The sequence below is a fragment of the Rugamonas sp. genome, from assembly GCF_025354735.1.
In the GTDB taxonomy this organism is placed as follows: Bacteria; Pseudomonadota; Gammaproteobacteria; order Burkholderiales; family Burkholderiaceae_D; genus Rugamonas.
The window spans coordinates 1-12,542 of the sequence record NZ_JANXMI010000151.1; the positions used below are offsets into that span (position 1 = coordinate 1).

Here is a 12,542-nt window from a genome sequence, read left to right on the forward strand (position 1 = left end):
CCTTGAGCCGCTGCGTTGGTTGACCGAGACGCTTGAGAAGCTGCCTACCTGCCCTAACAGCCAGATCGATACCCTGCTGCCGTTCACGAACTCTACCCAGCCTTAAAGCCAATTGCCAGATGGGGCCGCTGGACGCTTACGCATCGCCTTGTATTTTCCCGTATTCAAAAAAAGACCCGCTTAGCCGGGGCTGCGCGAGTCTTTGATTGCCGCAATTTTACGGCTGTAATTTTACAACCGAACTTTATGGCTGTAATTTATTGCTGCGGTTTATTGCTGCGGTTTATTGCTGCGATTATTGCTGTAATTTCGTGCTGAAATTTACGGCCGCAATTTACGGCCGCAATTTACGGCCGCGATTGACTGCGGCCGCATCGCCGAACTTCGGCGCCGGCTTTTTAATGGCTGCGCAAACCGCTGGCCGCCTTGGCCAGTTCCGTGATGCGGTCCCAATTGCCGGCCGCGATCGCATCCTTCGGCGTCAACCACGAACCGCCGACGCAGGCCACATTCTTCAAGGCCAGGAACTGCGATGCCGTCTCCTGCGAAATGCCGCCGGTCGGGCAAAACATCACGTCCGGCAAGGGGCCGCCGATGCCGTTCAACATGCCGATGCCGCCCGCCGGCACGGCCGGGAACAGTTTCAGCTGCCTGAAGCCGTGCTCGCGCGCGGCCATCACTTCCGACGGCGTCATCACGCCCGGCAGCAGCGGCAGGCCGCTGCTCTTGGCGGCGGCGATCAGCGCGGCCGTCAGGCCCGGCGACACGCCGAAGACGGCGCCGGCATCGCGCGCGGCGGCGAATTCTTCCGGCTGGGTCAGCGTGCCGACGCCGACGATGGCGCCTTCGACCGTGCTCATGGCGCGGATCGCGTCCAGGCCGTGTTTGGTGCGCAGCGTCACTTCCAGCACGCGGATGCCGCCGGCCACCAGCGCGCGCGCCAGCGGGATCGCATGTTCGAGCTCATCGATCGCGATCACCGGGATCACGGCCGAAGTGCGCATAATGTCAAGTAAGGTCATCGTCATGGTCAGGCTTCCTTCTTCATCGAGAAATCTTCATCGGAACCGGGCATGGTGTTGCCGACCGGGTCAATATCATGCAGGCCGACAGTGGTCGGGATCGGCGACGGCAAGGCGAACGTGGTCGCCCCCTCTTCGGCGGCCGACACGTGGTGGCGGAACATGGAAAACAGTTCGCGGCCCATGCCGATGCCGTTCGGCGACAGGTCGGCCGTCGCCTGCGGGCGCGCGTTCCACACCTCGGCCGGCACCAGCGCCTCCAGCGTGCCGGTGGACGCGCACAGACGGATGATGTCGCCGTCGCGCACGCGGCCGAGCGGACCGCCGGCCAGGATTTCCGGCGACACGTGGATGGCGGCCGGCACCTTGCCCGACGCGCCCGACATGCGGCCGTCGGTGACGAGGGCCACGTGGCGGCCGGCGTCCTGCAAATTGGCCAGCGCCGGCGTGAGCGCGTGCAATTCCGGCATGCCGTTGGCGCGCGGGCCCTGGAAGCGCAGCACGGCGACGAAATCGCGGTCCAGCTGGCCGGCCTTGTAGGCGGCCATGAAGGCTTCCTGGGAATTGAAGACGATGGCCGGCGCCTCGACGGTGCGGTGCTTTTCCTTGACGGCGGAGACCTTCATGACGGCGCGGCCCAGGTTGCCTTTCACGAGTATCATGCCGCCGTCCGGCGCGAACGGGGCGTCGGCCTTGCGCAGCACGGCATCGTCGCCCGACTCGAGCGGCGCGTCGCGCCAGACCACGCCCGGCTTGCCTTCGCTCTCGCCGAGGAACGGTTCGGCGCAGTGCGCGCGCAGGCCGCGGCCGAGGATGGTGGTGACGTCGTCGTGCAGATAGCCGGCGTCGAGCAGTTCGCGGATCACGAAGCCGGTGCCGCCGGCCGCGTGGAAGTGGTTGACGTCGGCCTCGCCGTTCGGATAGATGCGCGTCAGCAGCGGCACCACGGCCGACAGCTCGTTGAAATCGTCCCAGTCGATGACGATGCCGGCCGCCTTGGCGATGGCCACCAGGTGCAGCGTGTGGTTGGTCGAGCCGCCCGTCGTCAGCAGGCCGACGATGGCGTTGACGATGCATTTCTCGTCGACCACGTGGCCGACCGGCAGGTACTGGTCGCTCTGGGCCGTGATCTGGGCCGCGCGCTGGCCGGCGGCGGCCGTCAGCGCGTCGCGCAGCGGCGTGTTCGGCGTGATGAAGGCGGCGCCCGGCAGGTGCAGGCCCATCACTTCCATCAACATCTGGTTGCTGTTGGCCGTGCCGTAAAAGGTGCAGGTGCCGGCGCCGTGGTAGGACTTGGCCTCGCCTTCGAGCAATTCCTCGCGCGTGGCCTTGCCCTGGGCGTACAGCTGGCGCACCTTGGCCTTGTCGGAATTGGACAGGCCGGTCGTCATCGGTCCGGCCGGCACGAACACGGCCGGCAGGTGGCCGAAGTGCAGGGCGCCGATCAGCAGGCCCGGCACGATCTTGTCGCACACGCCCAGGTAGACGGCGGCATCGAACATATTGTGCGACAGCGCCACGGCGGTGGCCATGGCGATGGCGTCGCGCGAAAACAGCGACAATTCCATGCCCGGCTGGCCCTGGGTGACGCCGTCGCACATGGCGGGCACGCCGCCGGCGAACTGGGCCACAGCGCCGACGTCGCGCACGGCTTGCTTGATGATTTGCGGGAAGCGCTCGAAGGGCTGGTGGGCCGACAACATGTCGTTATACGAGGACACGATGGCCACCGACGGCTTTTTCACTTCCTTGAGCGCCAGCTTGTCGTTGGCGGGGAAGGCGGCGAAGCCGTGCGCCAGGTTGGTGCACGACAGCGCGCCGCGCTGCACGCCCTGGATGCGGGCCGCGTCGAGGTGGGCCAGATAGGCGCCGCGCGACGGCTTGCTGCGCGCGATGATGCGCGCCGTGACGGATTGAACTACGGGATGCAGCGCCATGATCGTTCCTTATCGATGAGTTGCCTGAAATTTTACTACAAAATATGGACGGCGCCGATCTTTTGTCGCGCCGCCCGGCCCGCCCCGCGCACGCGGCGGCAAACAATTTCCAACAAGACATAAGCCCGCCATCGGCAAGCCGTCAGCAAGCGACACCTTGCGTCGGACCATGGTCCGCCGCCCGGCCATCCTGTAGTGAATTTACCTGTTTTTCGGGTATCATCCCATATCATTGCCGGAATCATGTCAGAATTGACCCAATCGTGGCGCCGCCCCCGCGCTTTTTTTCCGCTTTTTACCACTTTTGCGACCCTATGCCGCCGACCATTATGCGCCAGCCCGCCCTCACCGCCACCGCCAGTTATCTCGCCCTCGAATCGCACGCCGCCGACGCCCGGCATTGGCAGTTGCGGGCGCTGTTCGCGGCCGACCCGCAGCGCTTTCCGGCGCTGACGACGGACGCCGCCGGCCTGTTCCTCGACTATTCCAAAAACCGCGTCGACGCCACCACCATCGCCCTGTTGCTGGAGCTGGCGCGCGAACGCGGCGTCGAAGCCCGGCGCGACGCCATGTTCGCCGGCGACAAGATCAACCTGACCGAGCACCGCGCCGTGCTGCACACGGCGCTGCGCCTGCCGCGCGGGGCCGCGCTGACGGTCGACGGCCAGGACGTGGTGGCCGACGTGCACGCCGTGCTCGACCGCATGAAGGAATTCAGCGAGCGCGTGCGCGGCGGCGCCTGGCTGGGCCACAGCGGCAAGCCCATCACCGACATCGTCAACATCGGCATCGGCGGCTCCGACCTGGGACCGAAGATGGTGACGCTGGCGCTGCGCTCCTACGCCCGCCCGCGCCTGACGACGCACTTCGTCTCCAACGTCGACGGCCACGACATCGACGCCGTGCTGGGCCGGGTCGACCCGGCGACGACGCTGTTCATCATCGCCTCCAAGACCTTCGTCACGGCCGAAACCATGCTCAACGCGCACACGGCGCGCAGCTGGTTCCTCGCCAGCGCCACGGAAGCCGACCTGGCGCGCCACTTCGTCGCCGTCTCCACCAACACGGCGGCGATCAAGGCCTTCGGCATCGACCCGGCCAATATGTTCCCGTTCTGGGACTGGGTCGGCGGCCGCTACTCCGTGTGGTCGTCGATCGGCCTGTCGGTGGCGCTGGCCGTCGGCTTTGGCTACTTCAGCGACTTGCTGGCCGGCGCCCACGCCATGGACGAACACTTCCGCACGGCGCCGCTGGAAACGAATATGCCGGTGCTGCTGGCCATGACGGGCTTCTGGAACCGCCAGTTCCTCGGCTGCGCCACGCTGTCGATCGCGCCCTACCACCAGGACCTGAGCCGCTTTCCCGCCTATCTGCAGCAACTGGAGATGGAAAGCAACGGCAAGCGCGTCACCCAGTCCGGCGCCGCCGTCGACACGCCGACCTGCCCGGTGGTGTGGGGCGAGTGCGGCACGAACGCCCAGCACGCCTACTTCCAGCTGCTGCACCAGGGCACGGACGTCACCCCGATCGACTTCATCGCCACGCTGCGCGCCACCCACGACCTGCCCGGCCACCACGCCGCGCTGCTGGCCAACTGCTTCGCCCAGTCCGAGGCGTTCATGAAGGGCAAGACGGCCGACGAGGTGCGCGCCGACCTCCAGGGCGGCGCCTTGACGGCGGCCGAGATCGAGGCGCTGGTGCCACACAAGACCTTCCCCGGCAACCGCCCCAGCAACACCATCCTGATGGACCAGCTCACCCCCTTGTCCCTGGGCGCCCTGATCGCCCTGTACGAACACAAGACCTTCGTCCAGGGCGTGCTGTGGGACGTCAACAGCTTCGACCAGTGGGGCGTGGAACTGGGCAAGGTGCTGGCCCAGCAAATCCAGAGCGAGCTGACCGGCGCCCCCGCGCCCCAGCGCCACGACAGTTCGACCAACGGCCTGATCCTCATGGCCAAGGCCGCCCAGCACATTTAAGAAAGCGCCGCCCATGACCGCACACACCATCGAACCCGCCGTCGACGTCGCCTGGAGCGGCATCATGCAAGTGGGTGAATGCCCGCTGTGGCACCCGCAGGAACGCCTGCTGTACTGGGTCGACATCGACGGCCGCGCCGTGCACCGGCTCAACCCGGCCGACGGCGGCCACCGCGTCTGGACCATGGACAGCGAACCGTCGGCGCTGGCGCACAGCGCCGGCGGCGGCCTGGTCGTCGCCACCCGGCGCGGCGTGGTCCACCTCGACACGCGCACCGACGCCGGCGCCGGCGACAACGATGGCGACGGCGATGACCATGTCGACGGCGCCGCCGTCACCGACCTCGTGGCCGCGCCCTACGACACGAGCCGGGTGCGCTTCAACGACGGCCGCGCCGACCCGGCCGGCCGCTTCTGGATCGGCACGATATACGAGCCGCGCGACCGCCCGGCGGCCGAGATGTACGTGCTGGAGCGGGGCGCGCTGCGGCTGGCCTGGTCCGGCGGCATGACCAACTCCAACGGCCTGGCCTTCAGCCCCGACCGCCGCACCATGTACCACGCCGACACGGCGGCCCACCGCGTCACGCGCTACGCCTACGACGTCGCCACCGGCACCGTGAGCGCGCCGCAGCTGTTCCGGCAATTCGACAGCGACAAGACCGCGCCCGACTACGGCGGCCGGCCCGACGGCGCCGCCGTCGACAGCGCCGGCAACTACTGGTGCGCGCTGTTCGAGGGCGCGCGCGTGCTGTGCCTGTCGCCGCAGGGCGAGGTGCTGCATGAGATCAAGCTGCCGGCGCGCTGCCCGACGATGGTCACCTTCGGCGGCGCCGACCTGCGCACGCTCTACATCACGACCGCCAGCCACAACCGGCCCCCGGCGGAACTGGCGCAATACCCGCATAATGGCAGGGTGCTGCAAGTGCGGGTGGCCATCGCCGGCCAGCCCGAACCCGCGTACCAGGAATAAATCACGGCGGCACCATGGCGGCACCGCAGCGCCGACGCCGCGCCGCGCCGCGCCGCCGCCAGTACTTTGTAGTAAATTTTCTTGCCTTCACTAAATACGTGTAGTAAATTTACAGATATAGTCCGGCGCGCCCCGCGCGCCCTCCATCCCCTCACAGCGAACTCATACACTATGGCACTTACCGATTTTGACCTGGTTCTGTTTGGCGGCAGCGGCGATCTGGCGATGCGCAAACTGCTGCCCGCGATGTACGCGCGCGACGTCGCCAAGGACTTGCCCGACGGCGCGCGCATCATCTGCGTCGGCCGCCAGGACGCCAGCCAGGAAGAATTCCTGCACACCGTCGAGGCCACCTCCAAGCCGCACATCAAGTCGCCGGCCGTCACCGCCGCCGCCTGGGCCAAGTTCACGGCCCGCATCGTCTACGTGTCCGTCAACGCCACCGACTCGGGCAGCTACGCGCCGCTGGTCGAAACGCTGCGCGCCGACCCGGCCATCACCCGCGTCTACTATCTGGCCACGCCGCCCCACCTGTTCGCGCAAATCTGCGACAACCTCAAGGACAACGGCCTGGCCACGGCCAACTCGCGCGTCGTGCTGGAAAAACCGCTGGGCCGCGACCTGGCCTCGGCCAAGCAGATCAACGCCGAAGTGGGCAAGGTGTTCGACGAATCGCAGATCTACCGCATCGACCACTACCTGGGCAAGGAGACCGTGCAAAACCTGATGGCCCTGCGCTTCGGCAACATCCTGTTCGAGCCGCTGTGGCGCCGCGAATGGATATCCGACGTCCAGATCACCATCGCCGAAAAGCTCGGCGTCGGCAACCGCATGGGTTACTACGACACCTCCGGCGCGCTGCGCGACATGCTGCAAAACCACTTGCTGCAACTGCTGTGCATCGTCGCCATGGAACCGCCGACGTCGATCTCGTCGGACGCGGTGCGCGACTCCAAGCTGCAAGTGCTGCGCTCGCTGAAAAAATTCACGCCGACGACGCTGGCGCAAAACATCGTGCGCGGCCAATACCGCGCCGGCCACGTCGACGGCCAGCCGGTGCCGAGCTACCGCGACGAGCCGGACGCGCCCGAACACTCGCGCACGGAAACCTTCGTCGCCATGAAGGCCGAGATCGACACGTGGCGCTGGGCCGGCGTGCCCTTCTACCTGCGCACCGGCAAGCGCATGGCCGACGGCCTGGCCGAGATCGTCGTGCGCTTCAAGCCTATCCCGCACTCGATCTTCAACCAGCCGACGTCGAGCTTCCAGCCCAATTCGCTGGTCATCCGCCTGCAGCCCGACGAGGGCCTGCGCATGAATCTGATGGCCAAGACGCCCGGCGACGGCATGCGCTTGAAACCGGCCGAGCTGGAACTGGACTTCCGCGAATCGTTCAAGGCGCCCCGCATGGACGCCTACGAACGGCTGCTGCTCGACGTGCTGCGCGGCCAGCTGACGCTGTTCATGCGCGGCGACGAACTGGAGGCGGCGTGGGAATGGGTGGAACCGATCCTGAACCAGTGGGAGCAGGACGACACCATGCCGATTCCCTACGCGGCCGGCACCTGGGGCCCGGCCGCCGCCTCGGCCCTGATCGGCCGCGACGGCCTGCAGTGGCGCGAAGAAGCGCTGCCGGAAGACTAGGCCGCCATGCTCCTGGATTCGATCCGCACCCAGCTCGACTCGCTGTCCAAGTCGGAAAAGAAAGTCGCGCTGGCCGTGCTGGAACAGCCGACCCAGACCGTCAGCCAAAACATCACGGCGCTGGCGAAAAACGCCCAAGTGTCGGAGCCGACCGTGGTGCGCTTTTGCCGCACCCTGGGCTACGACGGCTGGCACGAGTTCAAGCTCAAGCTGGCGCAGGGCCTGGCCCTGGCCCTGCCCGGCCTGAACGAACAGCCGGCCCAGGACGACCTGGCGGCCGACCTTATCAATAAAATCTGCAGCCGCTCGATCAACACCCTGCTCGACCTGCGCAACAATCTGCACCCGGACGCCGTGCAGCAGGCGCTCGACATCCTGGCGCGCGCCAACAAGATCGAATTCTACGGCCAGGGCACGTCCGGCATCGTCGCCGCCGACGCCCAGCACAAATTCTTCCGCTCCGGCGTGCCGACGGTTGCCTATTCCGACCCCACCATCCACAGCATCGCCGCCGCCCTGCTGCGCACCGGCGACGCCGTGGTCGCCATCTCGCAGCGCGGCAACAGCCCGGCGCTGGTGCGCTCCGTGAAACTGGCGCGCCGCGGCGGCGCCGACGTCATCGTGCTGGCGCCCTCGGGCACGCCGCTGGCCGACATGGCGACGGTCCTGATCCCGATCGACCTGGTCTTCAACACCGACCCCTACACGCCGATCTCGGCCCGCCTGGCCTACCTGGTCGTCATCGACGTGCTGGCCGTCGGCCTGGCGCTGCGGCGCGGCCCCGAATTCCGCAAGAAAATGCAAAACGCCCAAAAGGCGCTGCAGGAATTCGACTTGCAATTCGATTCCTTCATCGGCTGAGACCCGCCCGCCGCGCCCGATTGCCACGCCCGGCCGCCCGCCGCGGCCACAATGCGCTAAGATAGACGCACCCCTACACCACACTCTTTGGCCTTGCATATGAACCAACTCGAACAGCTCAAGAAATTCACCACCGTCGTCGCCGACACCGGCGACTTCCAGTCGATCAAGGCCTACACCCCGCGTGACGCCACCACCAACCCGTCGCTGATCTTGAAGGCGGTGCAAAAGGACGAGTACAAGCCGCTGCTGGCGAAAGCCGTGCGCGACCACCCGGACGGCTCGACCGGCGACGTCATCGACCACCTGCTGATCGCCTTCGGCGGCGAAATCCTCAACATCGTCACGGGCCGCGTCTCGACCGAGATCGACGCCCGCCTCGCCTTCGACGTCGACGGCTCCATCGCCAAGGGCCGCGAACTGATCCACCTGTACGAAACGGCCGGCTACGACCGCGAACGCATCCTCATCAAGATGCCGGCCACGTGGGAGGGCGTGCAGGCGGCCCGCGTGCTGGAAAAGGAAATGATCCACTGCAATATGACGCTGCTGTTCTCGCTGGGCCAGGCCATCGCCTGCGCCGAGGCCGGCGCCACCCTGATCTCGCCCTTCGTCGGCCGCATCTACGACTGGTACAAGAAATCGACCGGCATCGCCTACGTCGGCGCCGAAGACCCGGGCGTGCAGTCGGTCAAGCGCATCTACAACTACTACCGCAAGTTCGGCTACCAGACCGAAGTGATGGGCGCCAGCTTCCGCAACACCGGCCAGATCATCGAACTGGCCGGCTGCGACCTGCTCACCATCAGCCCCGAGCTGCTGCAACAGCTGGCCGACAGCGACGTCCCCTTCGAGCGCAAGCTCAGCGCCGACGCCGCACCGGGCGCCAACCTGACGCAAATGTCGCAGGATGAAAAAACCTTCCGCTTCCAGCTCAACGAAGACCAGATGGCGACCGAAAAGCTGTCCGAGGGCATACGGGCGTTTTACGCCGACTCGGGCAAGCTGAAACAAATCATCTCGGGCATGCGCTAAGCCTGCCCGGTACGAGCCGGCCGCTTAAAACGGGGTCAGACCACGGTCTTGACCCACGGTCTTGACCCACGGTCTTGACCCCGTTGCCCCCCCCGGACTGATCGGCTTTTCCTGCCCTGTCTCTTGCCCCGTCGCCAGCCCCGCAAATGTTCCGGAAAAGCAACACCGCGCCCACCCTCACCGAATATTTCATGTTCCGGCGGCCTCTATCGGCGCATACTGGCAAAGTCGTTGCGCGGTCCCGATTGCCCACCACGGAGCTCCCCATGAACGTCCTGTCCCATATGCGCATCGCGTCCCGGCTCGCGCTGGGCTTCGCCATCGTACTGCTGCTGTCCGTCTGCGCCACCTCGGTCGCGCTCTACAACGCCCGCGCCAACGCCGAAGCGACCAAACAGATGATGGCCAGGCCGCTGGCCAAGGAACGCATCGTGGCCGACTGGTACGTGCTGATTTACTCGGCCGTGGTGCGGACCCAGGTCATCGCCCGCAGCAGCGACGACACGCTGTCGACCAGTTTCGCGCCATCGATCACGGCCAGCGTCAAGCTGGGCAGCGAGTTGCTCAAATCGATAGACGGCCTGATCGACAACGACGCCGAACGCACCATGTACCGCGACGCCACCACGCTGCGCAACAAATACCAGGCTATCAAGAACGCCGTGATGGCCGCCAAGAAGGCCGGCGACGCCGCCGAGACGGACCGCATCTACCGCGACGACTTCACGCCGGCGGCCGACGCCTACCAGGCCAAGGTCAAGCAATTCCTGGCGCTGCAACGCAAAGCCATCGACGACACGGCCCACGCCATCGACGCCGCCAACGACCGCAGCACCGTGCTGCTGTCGTTGCTGACGGTGCTGCTGGTGGCCATCGGCAGCCTGGCCGCGTGGGTCATCTCGCGCAGCATCACGCGGCCGCTGCGCTCGGCCATCGTGATCGCCGCCAGCGTCGCCGACGGCGACCTGACCACCCGCTTCGACGAGCGCATGGCCGCCGACGAAATCGGCGAACTGATGACGGCCCTCAAGGGCATGAACGACGCGCTGCGCCGCATCGTCAGCGAAGTGCAAAACGGCACCCGCACCATCGCCACCGCCTCCTGCGAAATCGCCTCCGGCAACCAGGACCTGTCGCAACGCACCGAGGAGCAGGCCTCGTCGCTGGAACAGACCGCGTCGTCGATGGAGGAACTGACGTCGACCGTGCGCCAGAACGCCGACAACGCGCGCCAGGCCAACGTGCTGGCGCAGGCGGCGTCGGACGTGGCCGAAAAAGGCGGCAGCATCGTCGGCCAGGTGGTCGACACCATGGGCCACATCGACGCCTCGGCCAAGAAGATCGTCGACATCATCGGCGTCATCGACGGCATCGCCTTCCAGACCAATATTTTGGCGCTCAACGCGGCCGTGGAGGCGGCGCGCGCCGGAGAGCAGGGACGCGGCTTCGCCGTGGTGGCGTCGGAAGTGCGCAACCTGGCGCAGCGCTCGGCCGGCGCGGCCAAGGAAATCAAGACCCTGATCGGCGACTCGGTGCAGCAGGTCGACATCGGCGCGCGCCTGGTGCAGCAGGCCGGCGCCACGATGGACGACGTCGTAGCCAGCGTCAAGCGCGTCACCGACATCATGGGCGAAATCACGTCGGCCAGCAGCGAACAGAGTAGCGGCATCGACCAGGTCAACATCGCCATCGCGCAGATGGACCAGGTCACGCAGCAGAATGCCGCGCTGGTCGAGGAGGCGGCCGCCGCCTCGGCCGCCTTGCAGGACCAGAGCGGCGCGCTGGCCCGCGTGGTCAGCGTGTTCCAGCTTTCGGGCAACATGGGAAAAAACAGGGACAGAGTCATGCCGGTTTTGTTGGGTGCTTGAATAATCGGGGACAGAGTGGTGTAGAATGGCCGTATTCGATACATTTTGCTCAAATTTATGGCACGTCTACCCCGCTTGATCGTCCCTGGCCAGCCGCACCACGTTATCCAGACCGGTAATAACAACCAAACTATCTTCCAGGACACTGAGGATTATCAAACCTTCCTGGGCTGGCTGCGCACCGCCGCCAAGAACTACAAAGTGGCGGTGCACGCCTATGTTTTGATGCCGAACCACCTGCATTTGCTGGTCACGCCGGCCGATGCGGACGGCCTGGGCCAGATGATGCAGTGGATAGGCCGCTACTACGTGCCCTATTTCAACCAAAAATATGGCCGCAGCGGCACTTTGTGGAATGGACGCTACAAAACCTCGCTGATCGACGCGGAGCAATACTTCATGTCGTGTAGCCGATATATCGAGTTCAATCCGGTGCGCAACGGCATGGTCGGGCGGGCCGAGGATTATCCGTGGTCCAGTTATCCGCACCACGCCGGGCTGCGCTCGGACGGCCTGATCGTCGACCACCCCAAGTTCTGGGAGCTGGGCAACACGCCGTTCCAGCGCGAGGCGGCCTATACCGCGCTGGCCGAGCCGGCGCTGAGCGAGGACGAGGTGGCCAGCATCAGCCAGGCGCTGCTCAAGGGCTGGCCGCTGGGCACCGAGCAATTCAAGACGGCGCTACAGCACAAGGTCAAGCGTCAGGTACTGCCGGCCAAGCGCGGCAGACCGTTCAAAATCAAGCCCGAAGCCGCCTGAACACCATATCAAAACCGCGGGGATCGCCAGTTCCCGCGGTTTTTTTAAACCCCGTATCGCTCTGTCCCTAATTAAAATTTTCAGCCACTTGTGGAAAATTAATCTGACTCCGACCCTAATTGTTATTGTTGAAGTTTACGCTGCATTGCACTACTCTAGCTTTTCGTTAGCTAAAAATTGCAGTGGAGAGCCCCCATGAAAGCCCAAGGTCTGTACGATCCGTCCAATGAACACGATGCCTGCGGCGTCGGTTTCGTCGCCCACATCAAGGGCAACAAGAGCCACTCCATCGTGGAACAGGGTCTGTTGATCCTGAAAAACCTCGATCACCGGGGCGCCGTCGGCGCCGATGCACTGATGGGCGATGGCGCCGGCATCCTGATCCAGATTCCGGACCAGTACTACCGCGACGAGATGGCCAAGCAAGGCGTGGAACTGCCGCCGCCCGGCGAATACGGTGTCGG

At 65.7% G+C, this 12,542-nt stretch carries 10 protein-coding genes; 8 read left to right on the forward strand and 2 right to left on the reverse strand.

Translation table 11 applies throughout. The features are described 5' to 3' along the window. Nucleotides 1-398 precede the first annotated feature (398 nt). Both eda and edd read right to left on the reverse strand, forming a co-directional pair. On the reverse strand, nt 399-1,028 hold the full coding sequence (eda, locus tag Q0S71_RS12630; RefSeq protein ID WP_295995872.1) for a bifunctional 4-hydroxy-2-oxoglutarate aldolase/2-dehydro-3-deoxy-phosphogluconate aldolase: 630 nt from the start codon (nt 1,026-1,028) through the stop codon (nt 399-401). 2 nt (nt 1,029-1,030) lie between these two features. Beyond that, entirely contained in the window at nt 1,031-2,959 is a 1,929-nt protein-coding gene (edd, locus tag Q0S71_RS12635; protein ID WP_295995875.1) for a phosphogluconate dehydratase, read from the reverse strand. A gap of 329 nt (nt 2,960-3,288) precedes the next feature. On the opposite strand from edd, the gene pgi reads away from it, so the two are divergent. The 8 genes from pgi to Q0S71_RS12675 all read left to right on the forward strand — a co-directional run. Beyond that, nucleotides 3,289-4,938 (forward strand): glucose-6-phosphate isomerase, encoded by a 1,650-nt coding sequence (pgi, locus tag Q0S71_RS12640; RefSeq protein ID WP_295995903.1) that lies wholly within the window; start codon nt 3,289-3,291, stop codon nt 4,936-4,938. A 13-nt stretch (nt 4,939-4,951) separates the two neighbouring features. Continuing rightward, on the forward strand, nt 4,952-5,911 hold the full coding sequence (locus Q0S71_RS12645; RefSeq protein WP_295995882.1) for an SMP-30/gluconolactonase/LRE family protein: 960 nt from the start codon (nt 4,952-4,954) through the stop codon (nt 5,909-5,911). A 171-nt stretch (nt 5,912-6,082) separates the two neighbouring features. Further along, on the forward strand, nt 6,083-7,555 hold the full coding sequence (gene zwf / locus Q0S71_RS12650; RefSeq protein ID WP_295995885.1) for a glucose-6-phosphate dehydrogenase: 1,473 nt from the start codon (nt 6,083-6,085) through the stop codon (nt 7,553-7,555). 6 nt (nt 7,556-7,561) lie between these two features. Then, on the forward strand, nt 7,562-8,416 hold the full coding sequence (locus Q0S71_RS12655; protein ID WP_295995888.1) for an SIS domain-containing protein: 855 nt from the start codon (nt 7,562-7,564) through the stop codon (nt 8,414-8,416). Between the two features lie 99 nt (nt 8,417-8,515). Next, nucleotides 8,516-9,451: a transaldolase gene (gene tal / locus Q0S71_RS12660; protein ID WP_295995891.1), complete on the forward strand. Its 936-nt coding sequence runs from the start codon at nt 8,516-8,518 to the stop codon at nt 9,449-9,451. 266 nt (nt 9,452-9,717) lie between these two features. After that, a complete protein-coding gene (locus Q0S71_RS12665; RefSeq protein WP_295995894.1) occupies nt 9,718-11,319 on the forward strand; it encodes a methyl-accepting chemotaxis protein in 1,602 nt (533 codons plus the stop codon). 57 nt (nt 11,320-11,376) lie between these two features. Next, complete coding sequence (locus Q0S71_RS12670) at nt 11,377-12,078, forward strand: transposase (protein WP_295995897.1); 702 nt, start codon at nt 11,377-11,379, stop codon at nt 12,076-12,078. A gap of 195 nt (nt 12,079-12,273) precedes the next feature. Then, the coding region (locus Q0S71_RS12675) for a hypothetical protein (RefSeq protein WP_295995900.1) at nt 12,274-12,542 on the forward strand (269 nt) is incomplete at its 3' end.

Coding starts and splice junctions, on each gene's coding strand:
- eda (WP_295995872.1), bottom strand. CDS start 1,028: ATGACGATGACCTTACTTGACATTATGCGCACTTCGGCCGTGATCCCG.
- edd (WP_295995875.1), bottom strand. CDS start 2,959: ATGGCGCTGCATCCCGTAGTTCAATCCGTCACGGCGCGCATCATCGCG.
- pgi (WP_295995903.1), top strand. CDS start 3,289: ATGCGCCAGCCCGCCCTCACCGCCACCGCCAGTTATCTCGCCCTCGAA.
- Q0S71_RS12645 (WP_295995882.1), top strand. CDS start 4,952: ATGACCGCACACACCATCGAACCCGCCGTCGACGTCGCCTGGAGCGGC.
- zwf (WP_295995885.1), top strand. CDS start 6,083: ATGGCACTTACCGATTTTGACCTGGTTCTGTTTGGCGGCAGCGGCGAT.
- Q0S71_RS12655 (WP_295995888.1), top strand. CDS start 7,562: ATGCTCCTGGATTCGATCCGCACCCAGCTCGACTCGCTGTCCAAGTCG.
- tal (WP_295995891.1), top strand. CDS start 8,516: ATGAACCAACTCGAACAGCTCAAGAAATTCACCACCGTCGTCGCCGAC.
- Q0S71_RS12665 (WP_295995894.1), top strand. CDS start 9,718: ATGAACGTCCTGTCCCATATGCGCATCGCGTCCCGGCTCGCGCTGGGC.
- Q0S71_RS12670 (WP_295995897.1), top strand. CDS start 11,377: ATGGCACGTCTACCCCGCTTGATCGTCCCTGGCCAGCCGCACCACGTT.